19 protein-coding genes are annotated in these 20,689 nt (G+C 62.9%); 13 read left to right on the top strand and 6 right to left on the bottom strand.

Translation table 11 applies throughout. The features are described from left to right. Positions 1-158: 158 nt before the first annotated feature. The 9 genes from AC0GUR_RS02120 (at position 159) to AC0GUR_RS02080 (ending at position 8,459) form a co-directional block, all read left to right on the top strand. Positions 159-779 carry a GNAT family N-acetyltransferase gene (locus tag AC0GUR_RS02120; protein WP_472875813.1) on the top strand — a complete coding sequence of 207 codons (621 nt, stop codon included), beginning with the start codon at positions 159-161 and terminating at the stop codon, positions 777-779. After that, positions 776-1,546, top strand: a complete 771-nt coding sequence (gene minC / locus AC0GUR_RS02115; protein WP_472875812.1) for a septum site-determining protein MinC — start codon at positions 776-778, stop codon at positions 1,544-1,546. Before AC0GUR_RS02120 ends, minC begins: the two co-directional genes overlap by 4 nt. Before the next feature lie 44 nt (positions 1,547-1,590). Further along, a complete protein-coding gene (gene minD, locus AC0GUR_RS02110; RefSeq protein WP_472875811.1) occupies positions 1,591-2,406 on the top strand; it encodes a septum site-determining protein MinD in 816 nt (271 codons plus the stop codon). A 5-nt stretch (positions 2,407-2,411) separates the two neighbouring features. After that, the gene (gene minE / locus AC0GUR_RS02105; protein WP_472875810.1) at positions 2,412-2,681 is read left to right on the top strand and encodes a cell division topological specificity factor MinE; all 270 of its coding nucleotides are present in this window, start codon (positions 2,412-2,414) and stop codon (positions 2,679-2,681) included. 69 nt (positions 2,682-2,750) lie between these two features. Beyond that, entirely contained in the window at positions 2,751-3,263 is a 513-nt protein-coding gene (locus AC0GUR_RS02100) for a hypothetical protein (protein WP_472875809.1), read from the top strand. Between the two features lie 454 nt (positions 3,264-3,717). After that, the gene (locus AC0GUR_RS02095; protein ID WP_472875808.1) at positions 3,718-5,088 is read left to right on the top strand and encodes an NfeD family protein; all 1,371 of its coding nucleotides are present in this window, start codon (positions 3,718-3,720) and stop codon (positions 5,086-5,088) included. Between the two features lie 14 nt (positions 5,089-5,102). After that, a complete protein-coding gene (locus AC0GUR_RS02090; protein ID WP_472875807.1) occupies positions 5,103-5,852 on the top strand; it encodes a slipin family protein in 750 nt (249 codons plus the stop codon). 224 nt (positions 5,853-6,076) lie between these two features. Then, positions 6,077-7,327 carry a TIGR03862 family flavoprotein gene (locus AC0GUR_RS02085; protein ID WP_472875806.1) on the top strand — a complete coding sequence of 417 codons (1,251 nt, stop codon included), beginning with the start codon at positions 6,077-6,079 and terminating at the stop codon, positions 7,325-7,327. Between the two features lie 97 nt (positions 7,328-7,424). Beyond that, a complete protein-coding gene (locus tag AC0GUR_RS02080) occupies positions 7,425-8,459 on the top strand; it encodes an HDOD domain-containing protein (protein WP_472875805.1) in 1,035 nt (344 codons plus the stop codon). Positions 8,460-8,474: 15 nt separating this feature from the next. Here the strand turns inward: AC0GUR_RS02080 and AC0GUR_RS02075 are convergent, their stop codons facing one another. Next, positions 8,475-9,473, bottom strand: a complete 999-nt coding sequence (locus tag AC0GUR_RS02075) for an LLM class flavin-dependent oxidoreductase (RefSeq protein ID WP_472875804.1) — start codon at positions 9,471-9,473, stop codon at positions 8,475-8,477. Positions 9,474-9,725: 252 nt separating this feature from the next. Here AC0GUR_RS02075 and AC0GUR_RS02070 point away from each other — a divergent pair, with 252 nt between their 5' ends. The 4 genes from AC0GUR_RS02070 (at position 9,726) to AC0GUR_RS02055 (ending at position 15,330) form a co-directional block, all read left to right on the top strand. Beyond that, positions 9,726-10,784: a DMT family transporter gene (locus tag AC0GUR_RS02070; protein WP_472875803.1), complete on the top strand. Its 1,059-nt coding sequence runs from the start codon at positions 9,726-9,728 to the stop codon at positions 10,782-10,784. 840 nt (positions 10,785-11,624) lie between these two features. Beyond that, a complete protein-coding gene (locus tag AC0GUR_RS02065) occupies positions 11,625-12,053 on the top strand; it encodes an S-adenosylmethionine decarboxylase (protein WP_472875802.1) in 429 nt (142 codons plus the stop codon). Between the two features lie 112 nt (positions 12,054-12,165). Further along, a complete protein-coding gene (locus AC0GUR_RS02060; protein WP_472875801.1) occupies positions 12,166-13,809 on the top strand; it encodes an NRAMP family divalent metal transporter in 1,644 nt (547 codons plus the stop codon). 93 nt (positions 13,810-13,902) lie between these two features. Then, positions 13,903-15,330, top strand: coding sequence for a carbohydrate porin (locus AC0GUR_RS02055; protein ID WP_472875800.1), 1,428 nt, complete (start codon positions 13,903-13,905; stop codon positions 15,328-15,330). 58 nt (positions 15,331-15,388) lie between these two features. Here AC0GUR_RS02055 and AC0GUR_RS02050 read toward each other — a convergent pair whose 3' ends face one another. The 5 genes from AC0GUR_RS02050 to AC0GUR_RS02030 form a co-directional block, all read right to left on the bottom strand. Further along, positions 15,389-16,564, bottom strand: coding sequence for a YVTN family beta-propeller repeat protein (locus AC0GUR_RS02050; RefSeq protein WP_472875799.1), 1,176 nt, complete (start codon positions 16,562-16,564; stop codon positions 15,389-15,391). Between the two features lie 49 nt (positions 16,565-16,613). Continuing rightward, positions 16,614-17,426: a creatininase family protein gene (locus AC0GUR_RS02045; protein WP_472875798.1), complete on the bottom strand. Its 813-nt coding sequence runs from the start codon at positions 17,424-17,426 to the stop codon at positions 16,614-16,616. A 177-nt stretch (positions 17,427-17,603) separates the two neighbouring features. Beyond that, on the bottom strand, positions 17,604-17,912 hold the full coding sequence (locus AC0GUR_RS02040) for an oxidoreductase-like domain-containing protein (RefSeq protein WP_472875797.1): 309 nt from the start codon (positions 17,910-17,912) through the stop codon (positions 17,604-17,606). Continuing rightward, the gene (locus AC0GUR_RS02035; RefSeq protein WP_472875796.1) at positions 17,821-18,588 is read right to left on the bottom strand and encodes a class I SAM-dependent methyltransferase; all 768 of its coding nucleotides are present in this window, start codon (positions 18,586-18,588) and stop codon (positions 17,821-17,823) included. The genes AC0GUR_RS02040 and AC0GUR_RS02035 overlap by 92 nt, the downstream gene beginning before the upstream one ends. A 610-nt stretch (positions 18,589-19,198) precedes the next feature. Further along, the gene (locus tag AC0GUR_RS02030; RefSeq protein WP_472875795.1) at positions 19,199-20,599 is read right to left on the bottom strand and encodes a M20/M25/M40 family metallo-hydrolase; all 1,401 of its coding nucleotides are present in this window, start codon (positions 20,597-20,599) and stop codon (positions 19,199-19,201) included. Positions 20,600-20,689: the final 90 nt, after the last annotated feature.

Raw genomic sequence — 20,689 nt, 5'->3', positions numbered from 1 at the left:
GGGCACGTGGAAGAACTCAGAGGATCCCTTGGCTTTACAAAGGTTTTACATGGTGCGCCGTGTTATGTGCGCCCGCCGGACGCATGTCATAATGCGGCCCGATACGCGGGGCCGCTTTGACGGTCTTGTCCTCGAACCACAGAAAAGCGGAGCAACGAATGGCCCTTGCCATCCGCGACGTGCGCGAGCACGACCTGGATGCCGTACTGGCGCTCAACAACGCCGCCGGCCGCACCATCCTCGCCCTGGACGCCGCACAGCTGCGCTTCTTCTTCGACCACGCCGATTATTTCCGCGTGGCCGAGATTGATGGCCATCTCGCCGGCTTCCTGATCGCCCTGCGCGAAGGCAGCGATTACGACAGCCCCAACTATCGCTGGTTCTCCGAGCATTACCCGCAGTTCGCCTACATCGATCGCATCGTCATCGCCAACACCTACCGCCGCCACGGCCTGGGTCGCATCTTCTATTGCGACGTCACCAGCTATGCCGAGGTACGCGTGCCGCTGCTGACCTGCGAAGTGTTCCTGGAGCCGCGCGACGACGTGGTGGTGCTGTTCCATGGCACCTACGGCTTCCAGGAAGTGGGCCAGCAGCGCATGGCGACCGAAGGTCCGCAGGTGAGCCTGCTGGCCAAGGACCTGCCCAGCTACGCGTTTGTACGCGACACTTATCTGGAACACGGCGGCCTGCCCGACGTGCCCTGGCTGGCAGAACGCCAGCGCCCTTCCCACCCTGATACCACTCAGCGCCGCCTCGCCGGAGAGCGGCGCCCATGAATGCAAGAATGGATACTCAAGACGCTTGTGACCTGCGCTTCGGCCAGGTCGGCATTGCCAACGTGCGCATTCGTCGTGTCGACGCTGCCGCGCTTTGCGAAGAACTCGAGCGCCGCGTGCGCACCGCCCCTCAACTGTTTTCCCGCGCCGCGGTGGTGCTGGACCTGAGCCATCTGCTGACCCTGCCGGATGACGGCACGGTGGATGCGCTGTTGGAGGCTGTGCGCAGCGCCGGCATGCTGCCCGTGGGCCTGGCCTACGGCACCAGCGAAGTCGACGCACTGGCGCAGCGCATGGGCCTGCCATTGATCGCCAAATTCCGCGCGGCCTACGAGCCCGCCGATGGCGGCAGCATCGCACCGCCCGCTTCCGCCCCGGCGCCAGAACCCGTGCGTCGCGCCGAACCGGTACACAGCGAGCCCGCACCCGTCGTCGCTACGCTGGGTGCGCAGCACGTCGACGGCACGGTGCGCTCCGGCCAGCAGGTGTATGCGCGCGACCGCGACCTCGTCGTCACCGGCGCCATCGCCAACGCCGCCGAAGTCATCGCCGACGGCAGCATCCACATCTACGGCAGCCTGCGCGGCCGTGCGATGGCCGGCGCACAGGGCAATGAGAAAGCGCGCATATACATTTCAGACTTCCGCGCGGAGTTGGTGGCCATCGCCGGTCACTACCGCGTGTTTGAACAGATTCCGAAAGACCTGGAAGGCCAGTCTGTGCAATGCTGGCTCGAAGGGGAAAAATTACTGATCGCCAAGCTTTGACGAACAGCCCACTATTACAACAAAGCATTTTGCGGAGATGAGCCTTGACTGCTGAAATTATCGTTGTCACCTCGGGCAAGGGCGGCGTTGGCAAGACAACGACCAGTGCCTCGCTTGCCACGGGCCTCGCTATGGCCGGCAAGAAAGTCGCGGTGATCGATTTCGACGTCGGCCTGCGCAACCTCGATCTGATCATGGGCTGCGAGCGGCGCGTGGTGTACGACTTCGTCAACGTCGTGCACGGCGAAGCCTCGCTCAAGCAGGCGCTAATCAAGGACAAGCGCTACGAGAACCTCTACGTTCTGGCCGCAAGCCAGACGCGCGACAAAGACGCCCTCACCCAGGAAGGCGTGGAAAAGGTGCTCGAAGATCTGGGCAAGGAAGGCTTCGACTACGTCATCTGCGACTCGCCGGCCGGTATCGAAAAGGGTGCGCACCTGGCGATGTACTTCGCCGACCACGCCGTGGTGGTGGTCAACCCGGAAGTATCCTCGGTGCGCGACTCCGACCGCATCCTCGGCCTGCTGTCCAGCAAGACCCGCCGTGCCGAAAAGGGTGATGACGCCATCAAGCAGCACCTGCTACTGACCCGCTACAACCCGGCCCGCGTGGCCGTGGGCGAAATGCTCAGCGTGAAGGACGTCGAGGAAATCCTCGGCATCAACGTGGTGGGCGTCATACCCGAATCGGAGAACGTACTGGCCGCGTCCAACGCGGGCGTGCCGGTGATCCTGGACGACAATTCGCTTGCCGGCCAGGCCTACAGCGACACGGTCGCCCGCCTCCTCGGTGAGGAGCGCGCCATGCGCTTCCTCGAAGTGCCCAAGAAGGGCTTCCTCCAGCGCGTGTTCGGAGGCTGATAGCGATGGGTATTCTTGATTTCCTGAAGCGCAAACCGGAGCCCACCGCCACCGTCGCCAAGGAGCGCCTTCGCATCATCGTGGCTCAGGAGCGTTCCACTCGTGGCGCGCCTGACTACCTGCCGTTGCTGCGCAACGAGCTGCTCGAAGTGATCAAGAAATACGTCCACGTCGATCTCGAAGCCATCAACATCAACGTCGAGCGCGACAGCGGACACGAAATCCTCGAGCTTTCGGTTGCGTTGCCCGAGCACGGGGAAGCCAAGCCAGGTTGATGCAGTGGCACGGGCGTTCCCGTGCCACGCCAACCCCGTCGCCGCGTCCATGCGGCGACTTTCACCATCATGTCAGCACCCTCCTCTACCACTCTTACTGAAGCCAGCGTCAAGCGCGTTGGCCAGATCGGCTTTGACGCCCCCGCTGCGCTGCTTGCGCGTTATGGGTTGAGCCTTGAACGCGTTGAAACCGGTGCGCCTATTCCCGGCAGTTTCTGGGGCGATGACGAAGCCGGCATCATCGGCACCAAGGTGTACGCACGTGACGACACGCCGGTGCATTCACTACTGCATGAGGCGGGGCACCTGATTGTGCTCCCGTCCGAGCGTCGTGCCTTCGTGCACACCGACGCTACCGATTCCATCGACGAAGAAGATGCCACCTGCTACCTGCAGATTGTCCTGGCGGATGAGTTGCCAGGTGTGGGACGCGACCGCCTGATGCTCGACATGGATGCGTGGGGTTATTCGTTTCGGCTGGGCTCGACGCGGGCCTGGTTTGAGCAGGATGCGGGGAATGCGTTGCTGTGGTTGATCGAGCATGGGTTGTTGGATGGAGAGGGGCGGCCGGTTTTCTGTTGATGGGCTGGTGGGTGCTTCGCACTTCTCCCTGCCGAAAATAGGTTGTGGAGAAGGGTGGGTGCCTGCGAGAACGCGCGGTCCGCTAACGGCCGCGTGTTTCCCCTCACCATCGCGTGATCCCCTCACCGTCATCCCCGCGAAAGCGGGAAGCGCTATACAACAGCGAAGCTGGTCATCCAGTGACTTTCGCTTTTGACCTAACGCTGCCGCCGCGTAGGCGGCACGCTGGCGGCAGCGCGACAACCGAACGCAAAGTCACTGGACCCCGGCCTGCGCCGGGGTGACGGAGAGGGGAACAACACGTAATCGCGAGCACCCACACCTCACCCCAACCCTCTCCCAGGAGGGGAGAGGGAGCCAAAGCGCCCCCTCGGCAACAACCTGACACCCACAACACCTCACACCGAAACAACACCCCCAAGCGCATTGTGTAAACGCCCCCAAGGAGGGTCGTATGAGGCAATGGCTCGGGATGATGGCAAGCACCCTGCTGGTCATGCTGCTTGCCGTAGCCACAGCAGCCGAACCCGCTGCTGAAGGGCCGCCGCGCGCCAACGGCTTTGTAGCGCGCATCGACCTCAACGGCCCCATCGGCCCCGCCGCTGCCGAATACGTCGACGACACTCTGCAACGCGCATCCCGCGACGGCGCCGTTGCCATTCTGGTGCAACTAGACACACCGGGCGGACTCTCCGACTCGATGCGCCAAATCATCGCCAGCCTTCTTGCCGCCAAGCAGCCGATCCTGGGTTACGTCGCGCCGAGCGGCGCTCGAGCCGCATCGGCGGGCACCTATATCCTTTATGCGTGCCAGATTGCGGCGATGGCGCCAGCCACCCATCTCGGCGCTGCCACGCCGGTACCGTTGGGCGGGGAAAGTCCGCTGCCCATGGGCAACGCGCCTTCGCCTGCCGGTACCGCCGCCAAACCACCCACGGATGCCGAAGCCACCAAGGTACTCAACGATGCCATCGCATCGATCCGCTCACTCGCGCAACTCAATGGACGTAACGCCGATTGGGCTGAGCAGGCGGTACGCGGCGCAGCCACGCTGACGGCCGAAGATGCACTGCAAAAGCACGTTATCAACCAGATCGCCAACGACACCACTGCCCTGCTCGCGCAGGCTGACGGTCAGCACGTGCGTGTGGGTGGCAACGATGTCACCCTGCATGTAGCAGGCCTGCCGGTTCGCGACTACGCGCCGAACTGGCGCACACGCTTCCTTGGCATCATCACGCATCCCACCATCGCCTACATGCTGCTGCTCGCTGGCATGTATGGCTTGATCATCGAAGCGTTTCATCCCGGTGCGTTGCTGCCTGGCGTCGTGGGCGCCATCTGCCTGTTGATCGGCTTGTATGCGTTGCAGCTATTGCCCGTGAACTATGCAGGCCTCGCCTTGATGGCGCTGGGCATCGGCTTGATGCTTACCGAAGCACTGGCGCCGTCAGTCGGCGCCATCGGCATCGGAGGCGTCATCGCTTTCGTGATTGGTTCGATCATGTTGTTCAGCAGCGGCGTGCCGGGTTATGCGGTGAACCTTGGCGTGATTGGCGGCATCGCTTGCTCCGCCGTGGTGTTGCTTGTGTTGTTGCTTCGTCTGGTGGCGCGGTCGAGACGGACGAGGCCTTTCCTTGGCGATACGCAGATGATGCTCGCCACTGGCGAATTGCTGCAGGCGGTGCCGGCCGGTGGTGAGAGCTGGGCGCGTATCAGTGGCGAACAATGGCGCGTGCACTGCGAGTCGGCACTACCTGCCGGTGCTCGGGTGCGCGTGGTGGGGCGTGACGGCCTGCTGTTGCGGGTCACGTCGGCCGGATAGCTATGGAGACTCCTATGCTCGGTTTCTTTGGTGTCATCGTGGTGTGGGTTGTGGCACTGCTGTTTCTCTCGATCAAGGTGCTGCCGGAATACCAGCGTGGCGTGGTGCTGACGCTCGGCCGTTACACCGGCACCAAGGGGCCGGGCCTGGTGATCCTGATTCCCATCGTGCAACGCATGATGCGCGTAGACCTGCGCGTTACCGTGATGGACGTGCCGCCGCAGGACGTGATCTCGCGTGACAACGTGTCGGTACGTGTCAACGCGGTGGTGTATTTCCGCGTGGTGGAGCCGGATAAATCGATCCTGCAGGTGGCCGATTTCTTCCAGGCAACCAGCCAGCTAGCGCAGACACGGTTGCGCTCGGTGCTGGGCCAGCATGAGCTTGACGACATCCTCTCTCAGCGCGACTCGATCAATCACAGTTTGCAGCAGATCCTCGACGAAGCCACCGACCCCTGGGGTATCAAGGTCAGCAATGTCGAGATCAAAGACGTGGACCTCAACGAAACCATGGTGCGCGCGATTGCCCGCCAGGCCGAGGCAGAGCGCGAACGGCGCGCGAAAGTAATTCATGCCGAAGGCGAGCTGCAGGCTGCCGAGAAGTTGCGTGATGCCGCAGCCCTGCTCGCCCAGCAACCCCAGGCGCTGCAATTGCGCTACATGCAGACAGCGGCAGATATGGCCAGCGGCGGCAAAACGTCGACGGTGTTCTTCCCGTTGCCACTGGACCTGCTGAAGCCATTGCTCGGCAAAATGAGCTGAGCGCCTTCGCCCCCTGTAGGAGCGCACTTGTGCGCGACCGCTGCGCAATGTTGTGCGTCGCGGCCCGGCTTTCGCGTCCCTCGTAACACTGCAACGCTTCATTGGCTTGTCGTCTGCGGTCGCGCACAAGTGCGCTCCTACAGAGTAAGGAATGGCCGAGCGAGTAGAGAAAGGCCGGGCGGACCTCCCTGTACAATACCCAGCCATCCATCACGTGTGCCGTCATGTCCAGCTCCCCCACCCACGTCAGCCTGGCCATTATCGGCGGCGGCCCTGCCGGGCTGATGGCCGCTGAAACGGCGCGTGCGGCGGGCATCGAGGTGGATGTCTTTGAGGCCAAGGGTTCGGTTGGCCGCAAGTTCCTTATCGCCGGCAAAGGCGGTATGAACCTCACGCATGGCGAACCCAAGCCGGACTTCGTGCAACGTTATGGCCCGCGTGCGGCGGAAGTTGGCGTATGGCTCGAGAACTTCGACGCAGATGCATTGCGCGCATGGGCTCGCGGCCTGGGTGTGGAAACCTTTGTAGGCACCTCAGGCCGGGTATTTCCCAGTGACCTTAAAGCCGCGCCACTGCTGCGCGGCTGGGTCCATCGCCTGCGCGAGAGCGGCGTCCGCTTTCACGTGCATCACCGCTGGTTGGGCTGGAACGACGACGGCACGCTGCGCATGGCCACGCCCCAGGGCGAGCTCAGTATTCGTGCCGATGCCACGGTGCTGTCGCTTGGCGGCGGCAGCTGGCCGCAGCTCGGCTCCGATGGCGCCTGGCAGCCCTGGCTGGTGGCACGCGGGGTCGATGTAACGCCGCTGGCACCGTCCAACTGCGGCTTCGATATCGGCTGGAGCGAACATCTCGCTGGTCGGTTTGCGGGCGCACCGCTCAAGCCCGTGGTTATCCACTTGCGGGATGCGGCGGGTCATGGCCAAGCGAGGCAGGGCGAGTGCGTCATCACCGCCACCGGCATCGAAGGCAGCCTGATCTACGCATTCTCCGGTCTCCTGCGTGATGCCATCGCGGCCCACGGCGCCACGACTATCGAGCTCGACCTGGCGCCTGACCGTACGCTGGAACGCCTGCGCGCGGACCTGGCCAAGCCTCGCGGCAGCCGTTCGATGAGCGAGCACCTGCGGCGCCAGACTGGGCTGGCCGGAGTCAAGGCGGCCCTGCTGCATGAGGTGCTGGACAAGGCGCAGTTCCACGATGCGGAAACCCTGGCCCGCACCATCAAACGCCTTCCGCTTCGCCTGCAACGGGCGCGCCCCATCGAAGAAGCTATCAGCAGCGCCGGCGGCGTGCGCCTGCTGGCGCTGGACGATCAGCTGATGCTCACCGCCCTGCCCGGCGTGTTCTGCGCTGGCGAAATGCTGGACTGGGAAGCGCCGACCGGCGGCTACCTGCTCACCGCCTGCTTCGCCAGCGGACGCCTTGCCGGCCTGGGCGCTAGCCGCTATTTGCGTTCACCGTCGCAACATTGAGCGCCCCGTCCCAGCACGACAAATCCGCGCTACAAGTTTTAAAGGCCGTGCCGATACAGCAGCGGAGCGGGGGCGCGAGCGTGGGAGCGAGCAACGGATGATGGGCAACTGGTGGCGATTTTTCGCACGTGATCGCGAGGCGGCAACGCCGATGCCGCGTGCGCCCGTGCCTCGTAAGGAAGTACCGAGGGTCATCGCGCCGCCGGGGGGCGTGGTGTCGGGCGACGACATCGCCCAGTGCTTCTTCCGCTACATCCTCAACCAGCCCATCAACGCTGGCGACAGCGCCAACCAAGCCCGGGAACAGGCCATCCTTCAGCGCATGAAGGATCAGTGCGAAAGCGGCCGCTTTGATGTGCGCAGCCTGCCCCGCATGCCTTCCGTGCTGCCGCAACTGATGCGCGCCATGAAAAGCGACAACCTCAACGGCGCGCAACTGGCCGACCTGATCCGCCGTGATCCGGTGCTGGTCGGCGAGGTGATGCGGGTCACCGGCAGCGTGGCCTACCGCACCGCGCATCCGGTGGGCAGCCTGCAGCATGCGGTGGTGTTGCTGGGCCAGATCGGCCTGCGCCACGTGGTATCCGTCTACGTGATGAAACCCATCCTGATGGCCACCGCCGGCACCAACGGCCAGATAGTCGGGCAGCGGCTATGGGATCACGCCGAACGCTGCGCCCATGCCGCGGTATTTCTCAGCAAGGGCCAGTGCGACCCGTTCGAAGCATCGCTAGGAGGCTTGGTCGGCTACAGCGGCCTGGGCGCAGTGGCACGCCTGCTAGACAAAGAGACCGGCGGCGATCTGCCTGCCTGCTCGCCCGCCTTCATTGACGGCTGCGCCAGCCTCGCCGCCCAGCTCAGCGTTGAAGCGGGACGACATTGGGATCTGCCGCCACCGGTTCTGGAGGCCTTGGTCGAACATGCCGAGCATGGCAACGCGCCTCTCGCCCTGCCGATGAGCCGCGTGCTGCATGCGGCTCAACGACTCGCCATGTGCCAGGTACTGACTGAACAAGGCGTACTGAATGGCGAGGCCGGCTATGCCGATGACGCTATCGCCCCGTTTCCGGCACCGTTGCTCGCACGTTGCCAACAGGATCTGCGGCAGAGCTTCGCCACGGCCGCGCTCTGAGGGAATTCCCGGTCGCTAGCGACCCGCAGCGATGCGCTCCCTCACGTCGGCAACGGTAGCGAACGAGCGGCAGCGCGCCTCGTGATCGAACACATTGGCGGTGATCATCAGCTCATCAGGGCGATGACGCGCCACAAACGCTTCGATACCTTCCTTCACGGTATCCGCGTCGCCCACGACGGCGCACGCCAACGCACGCTCGACGCCGAACTTCTCAGTAGGCGTCCAGTAGTTTTCGATAGTGTCGATCGGCGGAGGGATGAGGCCCGGCATGCCGCGTCGCAGATTGATGAAGCTCTGCTGCTGGGTGGTGAACAGGCGCTTCGCTTCCGCATCGCTTTCGGCAGCGACCACGTTGATGCCCAACATGGCGTAAGGTGACGACAGGCGATGTGAGGGGCGGAAATCGCGCCGATACAAGGCCAAGGCCTCATCCATCGCATCCGGGGCGAAGTGCGAGGCGAAAGCGAATGGCAGGCCCATCGCCGCCGCCAGCCTTGCACTGAATAGGCTCGAGCCCAGCAACCATACCGGCACATCGATGCCCGCGCCGGGCACCGCTCGCACCGGTTGTTCGTTGGTGGCTGGTTCGAAATAGGCCAGCAGCTCCGAGACGTCTTGGGGGAACGCTTCCGCGCTATCGAAGTAACGCCGCAGCGCACGTGCCGTGGCTTGATCCGTGCCGGGTGCGCGTCCCAACCCGAGATCGATACGCCCGGGATACAGCGACGCCAGCGTGCCGAACTGCTCCGCCACCTGCAGCGGCGCATGATTGGGCAGCATGATGCCGCCCGCGCCGACGCGTATCGTCGATGTGCCGCCTGCCACGTGACCGATCAGCACTGCGGTAGCCGCGCTGGCGATACCTGGCATGTTGTGGTGTTCCGCCAGCCAGTAGCGTGTATAGCCGAGCTGCTCGGCGCGGCGCGCCAGATCCAGCGTATTGGCAAATGCCTGGCTGATGGTGCTGCCCTGGGTCACGGGCGCCAGGTCGAGTACAGAAAAGGGAATCATGTGACTTCCTCGTCGGGGAACCTTCCACGTGGGGGCGGGGTTCGGAAATGCCAGCCCCTGCCCTGTCACCTTCTTGAGCACCGGTGGCGGCATTCGGTGATGGGAGAAACCGGTCGGCCAAACCGTCACGTGAAAGCACACTCAGATAGACGTCCAAACTTTCGCACGATCGCGACAGATCGCTTCACGCGCCAGCGCGACGCGGCGAGCATAGAATGGCGACGCAAATGCCCTGCTCGCTACCCTAAACCCATGACGAAGACGACGCTTTCCTCCTCCGTGCTCGCCGCGCTTCTGGCAGCGGCGCTGTTTGGCGCCAGCACGCCCTTCGCCAAGCAACTTGTCGGCCAGACATCACCCTTCCTGATGGCCGGATTGCTCTACCTGGGTAGCGGCGTTGGGCTGACCCTGGTTCGCATCGCCCGCGACAAAGCGATACGACCGCCCTCGCTACCCGCTAACGAATGGTGGTGGTGGCTGGGCGCAGTGGTGTTTGGTGGCGTGCTTGGCCCATTGCTGCTGATGGTGGGCTTGGCGCAGACCGGCGCGGCGACGGCGTCCATGCTGCTCAATCTGGAAGCGGTACTCACTGCCGTGCTGGCCTGGCTGGTATTCAAGGAGAACGCGGATCGACGCATCGTGGCAGGCATGCTGCTTATCGTGGCCGGCGGTGTATTGCTCTCGTGGTCAGGCGTGGGTGGGAGTGCGGGCTCATGGAGTGGCCCCGTGGCCATCGCCGGTGCCTGCCTGTGCTGGGCCATCGACAACAACCTCACGCGCAAGGTGTCGGCACAGGACGCACTCTTTCTCGCCGGCAGCAAGGGGCTGGTGGCCGGCATCATCAACACCGCGCTTGGATTGGCGCTAGGCGCTGCGATGCCCTCATGGACACACGTCGTGCCGGCCATGTTGATCGGCTTTCTTGGCTACGGTGTCAGCCTCGTGTTGTTCGTGCTGGCCCTTCGCGGCCTGGGCACAGCTCGAACGGGTGCGTATTTCTCCACCGCCCCGTTCATTGGCGCTGCCGTGGCTATTCTCTTGTTCGGCGAACATGCCTCGCTGGCGTTCTGGTCTTCGGCGGCATTGATGGCCATGGGCGTATGGCTGCATCTCACCGAGCGGCACGAGCATCAGCACACGCATGAAGCGTTGTTCCATTCACATCGCCATGTGCATGACGAACATCACCAGCACGATCACGACTTCGACTGGGATGGCACGGAGCCCCATACGCATCCGCATCATCACGAACCGATCACGCACACGCATCCCCACTTCCCAGATATTCATCATCGGCATCGGCACGTCTGAATGGGCGTCGCGCGGACTACCTGACGGCAATCTGTCGCGTTTGGCCGTCTATTCCGTTACTCCATAACGGTGCCCGCGATACATTGTTTCATATGGGAAATTTTCGTTGACACAGGCCCGTAACGGTAAGTATTGTGCCCGCGCCTTACGGGCCTCCCGTGGCACTTGTCTGGTTATCAACCTGCGAGAAATGGACAGTTACCCTAGTAGCAGCGCCCATGTCGGATCGACGATCCTGATGTTGGCGCGCCCTGACAACTTGGACGCCTGCAGCGACCGCATCCGGTCGACCGGCGCTTTCCTCGACTAGGGAAGTCCGGCCGCCTCCTGCGCCGCTATTGGCGAACAGGAGGTGAGTCATGAACCTCTTTCACCACGCCGCGGGCCCGATTTGGCCGCGTAAATGTCGTGCTGGCCGTCGTTTGGTCCGGCCCGCTCGTCTATACAACATCCGTTACGCCATGACGCCTCGCGGCCCGCGCCGCGAGGAAGTGCAGGTGCGCATTCGCCCGCTAGTTGCGAGCTGGACGCGAGACCCGGCAACGGGCGCATTGCATTGCCATTGGCATGCCGCTCCGGCGCACTGCTCAATCGATGTAGCACCCTTTCCTCTTTGCCAGGTAGCCAGCATGCCGCGCCGTGACATCCACGCCGACATGCGCCCTCCGTCGCGCTGATCACACGCGCATCGCAGCGATAAACCCGTCGCTGCACTCACCCCCAGCTTTTCATCGCTTCCCGTGCGGACCTGCGTCCGGCGCAGGCGCGAGCGCGTAGCCGCTCGCCGCCCATTTGCGCCTGCGCCGCGTCCGGCACGGCGAACCCGCGCGAGTCACTCTCATGAACAGCATGCATTTCCTTGGCGAATGGTTCGACTGCCGCGCTTCGCTGGCCGCCATGCGCGACCCCGATGCCATTCGCGCTCTGTGCGTCGAACACGTGATGCGCCATCACGTGGCGATTGCCTATGACTTCTTCACCATCTCCGCCCGTCACGGCGTGATTGGCGCCGTGATGGCGGACGACCTGCACATCGTGGTGCGCACCTTTCCAGAACGCGACGCAATGAACGTCGACCTGTATGTCACGCCGGAGCACGGATCGGATATGGCGACGGTATTCCAGCTGCTGACAGGCCTTTGCGATGACTTCAAGCCAGCCCGCACCGTGCTGCATCGCGTGCAGCACGGCGTAGACGCCATGCCGGCAGGACGAACACCCGTTGCCCCCACGCAGACCTTCAGTGCCGAGAGGTGGCGCGCCGCCTAGTACCTGAGCCATCTCAACCAACCTGGTCGCGGCGCGAACGACACGCTGCGACATCTCTTTCGCCACTGCCACCGGTCGCTTCCATCCATGGCCGGACCTATCACGGTGTTACATGCTCAACAGACACTCAACGCAAGACATCAGCGACTCGGCAGTACTCGACAGCGCCCATGTAGGCGATATCCAAGGTGCACTGGGCACCATCGCGCGCCACGACACCGGGCACCGAACCAGTTGGGGCGCACGCTGGCGCACCTTGCTCGCCATTCTCGGCCCCGGCTTGATCGTCATGGTCGGCGACAACGATGCCGGCGCCTTCAGCACCTACACGCAGGCTGGCCAAAACTACGGCACCACCCTGCTGTGGACGCTGACGCTGTTGATACCGGTGCTCTATGTAAATCAGGAAATGGTGCTGCGCCTTGGCACGGTCACAGGCGTCGGTCACGCGCGACTCATCCTTGAGCGCTTCGGCAAGTTCTGGGGCGCCTTCAGCGTCATCGATCTCTTCATTCTCAATGCGCTAACCATCGTCACCGAGTTCATCGGCATCAGCCTCGGCCTCGATCACCTGGGCATTCCGCGCAATTGGGGCGTCGCGATATCGGCATTGATGATCATTCTGGCCGCGAGCACCGGCAACTTGCGGCGCTTTGAACGCTTCTCGCTGATGCTGGTGGTGGGCAGTTTGTTGCTGGTGCCGGTATTGGTGATGGTGCATCCGCCCATGCATCAGGTGCTGCGTGACATGACCGTACCGGGCATGCCCAAAGGCGCACCGCTCAGCGAAGTGATGTTGTTGATCATCGCCATCGTAGGCACAACGGTCGCCCCGTGGCAGCTGTTCTTCCAGCAGAGCTATGTGATCGACAAGCGCATCACGCCACGCTTCATGACCTACGAAAAGGTCGATCTGGTGGTGGGTATCGTGCTGGTGATCGTCGGCGCCATCGCCATGATGGGCTTCAGCGCTGCCACATTCGCTGGCCGTCCAGAGATGGGCCAGTTCACCGACGCTGCAGCTGTAGCGGCTGGCGTGGCCAAGTACGTGGGTGAAGTACCGGCCACGCTGTTCTCGATTGCCTTGATCGACGCCAGCATCATCGGTGCCGCAGCCGTGTCGTTGTCGACGGCGTACGCCATCGGCGACGTGTTTGCCATCAATCACTCGTTGCACCGCAAGCCGTCCGACGCGAAGACCTTCTATGCCGTCTATGCATTGCTGATCGCCGCCGCAGCGGGATTGGTGCTGATGCCCAACACGCCGCTAGGCCTGATCACCAACGCGGTGCAGACCCTGGCCGGCATTCTGCTGCCTGGCGCTTCAGTGTTCCTGCTGCTGTTGTGCAACGACAAAGCAGTGCTTGGCCCGTGGGTCAACGGCCGCATGACCAATGTGTTCACCGGCACGGTCGTCACCGTACTGGTGCTGCTATCGATCATTCTCACGGCATCGGTGCTGTATCCGGCCATCAGCAGCGCGCAGATCCTGAGCATTCTCATCGGCGGCATGGTGCTGACAGCGATCGTCGCGTTTGGCCTGCTGGTAGCGCGACGTTTGCGCCATGCGCCGGTCACGGTACCCGTCAGCCGCGAGGGTCGCGAGCACTGGCGCATGCCGCCGCTGCAAAGCTTGCCTCCCGCGCAAATGAGCCTGCGCCGACGCCTGTGGCTGGGCGTGCTGCGCGCCTATCTCGCGGCCGCATTGATCATGGCCATCGTGAAGGTCGTCCAGATGATCATCGCCAAGCACTGATCACTCACTGATTGACCTGGCTCTCTCTTCAACACCCTTGCTTTGGCGGGGTGTCAGGACTCTTTTTGCCTGTTTTTCTTCAAAGGACTTGTCATGCACCACACCCTCGCCCCCCTCGCCCGTCGCGCGCTGACTGCCGCGATCATGGCCGGCTGCCTCACCTCCACCGCCCATGCAGCGAATCAGGATACCGAGACAACCGCCGTAGCCTCCGCGGCTGATCGCGCCGCCGTACCGTCGCGCGAGCCGCAACCGTCGACCGAGCCGGATACCAGCGAAGATCGCTGGAGCGCTCACGCACAAACCACCTACGTGTGGCAGCACAAGGATTCCTTCGATGCGCCCTACACCGGCCCACAAAGCCTGATTCCCGAGGCGGAGCGTAGCTACACCTGGACGTTCACCGCCTTTCTCGGTGCGCGCTTCTGGAAAGGTGGCGAGCTTTACGTGAACCCCGAGGTGGTCGAGGGCCTGCCGCTTTCGCATCTCTACGGCCTCGCCAGCATCAACAACGGCGAAATCCAAAAGAATGGTGGCACGAAGCCGCGCGGCTATTACGCACGTGCGTTTCTGCGCCAGGTGATCAACCTGGGCGGCGAATCGTTTCACGTCGATGCCGATGCCAACCAGCTCGCCAGCAACTATCAGAAGGAGCGCCTGGTATTCACGCTGGGCAAGATCACGCAGACCGATCTGTTTGAAAAGAACACCTACGCCAATGATCCACGCACCCAGTTCCTCAACTGGTCGATGATCACTCACGGTGCTTGGGACTATGCCGCGGATGCCCGCGCCTACACCATTGGCGGCGCCGTCGAGCTGTACTGGAACGAGTGGGTCATTCGCGCGGGGCGCTTTATGGAGCCAACGATCGCCAACGGTCCCAAGCTCAACTACAACATCAGCCGCTATCACGGTGACACGGTGGAGCTGCAGCGCAATTACACCCTCTGGAGTCAACCCGGACTGGTGCGTGTAATGGGTTTTCGCAACCACGCATTTGCGGGCAGCTATCGTGATGCCATCAATCAGGCGCTGGCTACCGGTGGCACGCCGGACGTGACCGCCGTGCGCAAGGACGCCGACAAAGTCGGTTACGGCATCAGCTTCGAGCAGCGCATCACCGATGATATCGGCGCCTTCCTGCGCGCCAGCAAAGCCGACGACAAAGTGGAGGAATACGCCTTCACTGAAATCGACGACACCATCTCCGGTGGTGTTTCCATCAACGGCACGCGATGGACACGACCGGACGACGTGGTGGGCATTGCGTACTCCTCATCCGGCCTCAACCGCGATCATCGTGACTATCTGGCAGCCGGCGGTCTCGGTGGTTTCCTGGGCGATGGCCAGCTGACGCGCTACGGTCGTGAGCAGGCGTTCGAGGCGTACTACAACTTCCAGGTGATCAAGGGCGTGCAGGTGAGTTTCGACTTCCAGCAGATCACCAACCCCGGTTACAACGCCGATCGCCGCGGGCCGGTGCGCATCTGGGGTGGCCGTCTGCATCTGGAAATCTGAGCACAAAAAAAGGCGGCCTCATCGAGGCCGCCTTTCTGTTTGCAGCGCAAGCGTTGGCTTAGCGCACGATGCCGGTGTGACCCAGCGAGAAGCGGCCCGGCTGCGGCCACACGGCCAGGCCGTGCGGTTCCTGACCCACCTTGACGAAATGCACGGCGCCGGTGGTGGTGTCGAACGCATAGACCACGTCGTCAAAGCGACCCGACAGCCACAGCGTCTTGCCATCTGCGCTTACGTTGCCCATGTCCGGGCTGCCGCCGCCGGGAACCGGCCAGTTGGCCACGACCTTCTGCGTCGCGAAATCGATCACCGACACGCTGCCCTTGCCCTTGGGAGCACCGTGCACTTTGTTGGAGCCACGGTTAGCCACGTAGAGCTTGGTGCCGTCGCGGCTCGGGTACAGGCCATGCGTGCCCACGCCGGTCTTGACGAAGCCCACTTCCTTGAAGCTGTCGCCATCCACCAGGTAAACGCCATCGGCCATCATGTCGGCCACGTAGAAGGTCTTGCCTTCGGGCGACACGCGAATGTCCTGCGGCATGCCCTTCTTGGACAGCGCGAGGTAGCCGAGCACCTTGCGGTTCACCATGTCGATCTTCACCAGCTTGCCAGTGAATTCGCAGGTGAAGATGGCGAACTTGCCGTCAATCGAGAAGTCGGCGTGGTTGATGCCCTTGCACTCCGGAGCCTCGAGGCTCGAGTGCATCTGCATGGTGTGTGCATCGCGGAAGTCGAGGCGCGCAAACGCTTCGGCCACCACGATCGCTTCCTTGCCATCCGGCGTGAAGTACATGTTGTACGGGTCATCCACCGGAATGGCGGTGCCGGGCTTGCCCGTGTGCGCATCGATCGGGGTCAGGCTGCCGGTCTTCTTGCGCTCGGCATTGTTGGTCACCCATAGCGTGCGCATATCCCACGACGGCACCACGTGCTGCGGGCTCTCGCCCACCTTGAACTTGTCCACCACTTTGTAGGTGGTCGGATCGATCACGTAGACGTCGTTCGAGCGCAGGTTCGGCACATAGATGCGCGCCGGGTCATTGGCCACGGCGGCGCTCAGGTGATTGGCGCCGACTTCGCTGTACATGTTGTTCGGGTTGATCACCGGCGGCATGCCGGGAACGGTGATCACCGACGATGCCGCCAGAGCGTTGCCGCCCAGGCAGGCCGCGGCGAGCGCGAACGGTGCAAGACGGAACAGGCGGGAGAAGCGCTTGGTTTTAGCAATAGCCATGGGCAGACAACTTATGGGTGGGAGTCCAGGGGGCACCCCGAAAGGCGCATCAGCGGCCCTGAGTATCTTTCTTCAGGGCGTCAACGGTGTGTAACACAATAGCATCGATGCCCATTTGACCGAGATCGGCCGAGGCGCGGCGCGGGTCGCCGCCGTACACGCCATCGGCCTGCCCCAGCTTGGGACCGTGCTGCAACTGATCCAGCCGCACCATCTGCGGCGCCACCGCCAGCTGCAGCGAGGTATCGGCCAGCCCGGCGTGCGTCCCGATTTCGTCGTCCTTGATGCCCTTCTGGCGCAGCTGCTGCGCGAAGCCTTCGGACGAACTGGCGTAGTACTCAGGCGGCACGATGGCCTTGGCCTTGCCGGCCCAGGCCTTGTTCAACTTGGCGGCAACCTGGTCCAGGTCTTTCTGGTAACCGCCGTGGTCACCCAGAAACACGATGTTGCGGAAACCATGCACGGCGAAGCTCTGCGCGGCCGATTCCAGCATCTGCTCGAACACCGCGTCGGGAATGGTGATGGTTCCGGGGAAGCGCATATGCGAGGTGGTTGGCGCAGTGCCACCCTCCGGCACATAAGCCACTACAGGTGCCACCAGCGCATTGCCCAGTCGCTCGGCGATCTTCTGAGACAGGTAAGCCACGCGCGCATTGTGCTTGCCCACGGCAATGCCCGGACCACTCTGCTCGGTGCCGCCGATGGGAATGATGATGGTGGTCTTGCCGGCCTGCACCTGGTCGCGGATCTCCGTCCAGGTCAGGTTCTCCAGCAGCACCGTACGCGGCGCTTGCGCAAAGGAAGCCTGGGTAGCGAACAGCATCAGGCCGCACAGGAGGGCACGCAGCGACGTGGGGCGCATCGACGAATTCCGGGAAAACAGGGCGCCAAGTGTAAAACGCAAGCCTGTAGGAGCGCACTTGTGCGCGACCGCAAGCCAGCAAGTCCCTTCAGGCGCCAGTAATCGCAGCGGTGAAAACCGACGGATGGGAGAACCATGCGACGCTGCGGTCGCGCACAAGTGCGCTCCTACAGTGCGTCAATCGGGCGATTGGAGGGGATGCCGCTGCTGCCAGGCCGCCAGCTCTTCGCGGTAGCGCCCCATGGCCTCATCGTAGAGGTCGAAGATGCAGGGTACGCAGCCCTGGCCGCAGCAATCCTCGTCATCGGGACGCTGGGGGCGCGTGGGTGGCGGATCGTTGGAGGGTGCGGATGCACCCTCCGTGACATGAGAAAGTGATGTATCAGTCAAACCATTAACCAGGCTTACGGAATCGATAGACGAACTGGTCGGTATGACCACGGATCGACTTGTCGAATACCTTGATGTTGTGCGGATCGGCAGCATTGTGCAGCACGTCGCTCTCGCCGTCGAACACAAAACCGGCCGATTCCACCTGCTTCTTCACGATGGCCGGATCGATGCGATGCAGCGTGTCGGTGTCGCGCATGCCCGAGCCCGCTTCAGCCGCGTGGTCAATCACCACAAACAGGCCGCCCGGTTTGAGCGCGTCGAACACCTGCTTGTCGAACGCCACCGGATCGACCTTACCCATGAACGGGTCCGGATAGTCATGGTAGTTCTGCGAGGTGAACACCAGATCGACCTTCTCGGGCGTCTTGAACGCTGCCGCCGGCCCCAGAAAGACGGCCACATTGGCGTAATGGGGTTGAGCGGCAAGGGCCTTGGAGTTCTGTACGTCGGTCTTCGATTCCTGCGCGTACTCGTTCGGCCACACCGCATACACATGGCCCTTCGGGCCCACGATGGCGCTGAACACACGAGTGAAGTAACCACCGCCGGGGATCAGATCCACCACGGCCTGACCCGGCTTCACCTCGGCAAATGTCATCAGCTGGCCGATCTTGCGGCGCTCGTCGGCGGCAGTGTCGTCCTTGCGGGCGGGGTCGTTGATGGCGGCGGTGACATACGCGGGGATATCTGTTGGCGCAGCCGTCGCGGCCAAAGCGGCTGAAACAGGGAAAGCGAGGGCTACCAGCACTGCAAGAACGGTCGGACGCATAACGAACTCCGTAGTCTGAGGTGGGGGCGCTAGTTTGCGCTCTTGCAGGATAAACCGCTTTGGGAGTTTCGGCATATCGGGGGGATGTGAAGTGGCTGATGAGTTTGGGGTGAGGGGCACTCTCGCCCCGCCGCCTCATAAGCACCGTCACCCCGGCGCAGGCCGGGGTCCAGTGACTTTGCGCTTGATTGTCGCGTCTCCACCAGCGTGCCGCCTACGCGGCGGGCGTTTCGATCCCCTGCCGGCGCTCGAGTCACTTTTCTTTTGTTGGCCCAAAAGAAAAGTAACCCAAAGAAAATGGCCTGAAAGAGCTCATGGCGTCGTGTTGAATAAAAGACTTGCTGCTGACGAAGCCCGGATTGTCACGATCGCACGACACGCGGAACGGCTACACCGCAACGCGCCACAGCGGAGAGGGCTTAAATCCCTGCGCGGCGACACGGCATTTCTCCCTTTCCCCTCCGGGGCACGCGGAGAGCGGCCATGGATGACCACGGCATTGAGGAGCGAGGAGATGGGCTGGGGTGAGGGGTCAATCTAGCCTCATCACTTCACCCAAACTAAAGAGCCGGCCTCACCACACGGGCAAGGCCGGCTTTATCAGCGCTTCTTACTTCGACGACGCAGGGCCCGCCAACGTCTTCAGCAGCACATACCAATACGCCACATCGTCATAGAACCCCTTGACCGGCACGCGCTCATTAAGACCATGCGCAAAATCATCGCTGTTCTTCATGAACATGCCATTCACGCCATAAGTGGGAATGCCGGCCGCACGGAAGTACAAACCGTCGGTCGCGCCCGATTCCTGCACCGGCGTGATCTCCACGCCCGGGCGAATCGAGTGCACGGCCTTGGTCACCGCCGCCATCACATCGGGGCGCAGTGGCGAGGCATCGCTGGCCATGGCCTTGCCCACCAGGGTGACTTCTACCTTCGGGCCTACCGCATCCTGTAGCGCCTTGCGCACGGTATCGATGGCCACGCCCGGGAAAACGCGGCAGTTGATGGTGGCTGTGGCGGACTGCGGCAAGGCGTTGTCGGCGTGGCCGCCGCGCAGCAGGGTCGCTACGCAGGTGGTGCGCGTCTTGCCGACTTCAGAGGGTTCGGCGGCGAGCACCGCTGCTGCCGCGGCGTCATGCGGATCTTTGGCGAAGGCGCGCATTGCTGCCCCTACCTTGTCTTGCCGCTTGTCGCCCAAGGCCTTGAATGAGGCGATGGTGGTGTCGTTCGACATGACCGGGAACTGGTAGGCCTGCACCTTCTTCAATGCATCAGCCAGCTCGTAGATGGCGTTGTCGGCACGAGGCAGTGAGCTGTGGCCGCCAGGGTTGCGCGTGGTCAGCTCGAAACTGGCGTAAGCCTTCTCTGCCGTCTGCACGCCAAACACCAGGGGCTTGCCGGCTTCGCTCAATTCGCCGCCGCCGGCGTCGGTATTGAGCGCGTACTCCACATCCACCAGATCGCGATGGTTCTTGACCAGGTCTTCCATCGTGTCCTGCGTGGTTTCCTCGTCGCCGGTGAACACGATGATGAGATCACGCGTGGGTACGAAGCCTTCCTTCTTCAGCCGGATGAAGTTGGCCGCCAGCACAGTGACGCCGCTCTTGATGTCATCCGTGCCACGACCAAAGAAGTAGCCGTTCTCTTCGATCAGCTTGAACGGATCGCGCTGCCAGTCCTCCGGCTTTGCCGTCACCACGTCCATATGCGCCATCAGAGCAATGGGCTTGCCGCCACTGCCATTGCCGCGATACCGCACCACCATGGCCGCCGTTTCGCCATGGGGAATGATGTGGATGTCGTCGGCCGGAAAACCTGCTGCGCGGAACTGATCCGCGAGGTAGTTGACAATCACCGGCACCTGTCCCTGTCCGATCTCGGTCTTGAACGCGATCAGATGGCTGAAAATGTCGCGCGCCTGGGCCTGGTGGGCATCCAGCGAGGCGGCCGTGGCGGGAAGCGCCACTGCAAAGGTCAGCAAGGTAGCAGCAAACAGGGGTTTGAACATGTAGCGTCTCGCCGGCGTCGGTAGGAGCCGTGAGTATGTCCTGATACCGCTTTCTGCGACACATCCTTCTTCAAGATTTTTCTTGCGATG

This window comes from Dyella sp. PARNA 12/25 (assembly GCF_055702865.1).
This window is presented reverse-complemented; position numbering and strand designations above follow the sequence as displayed.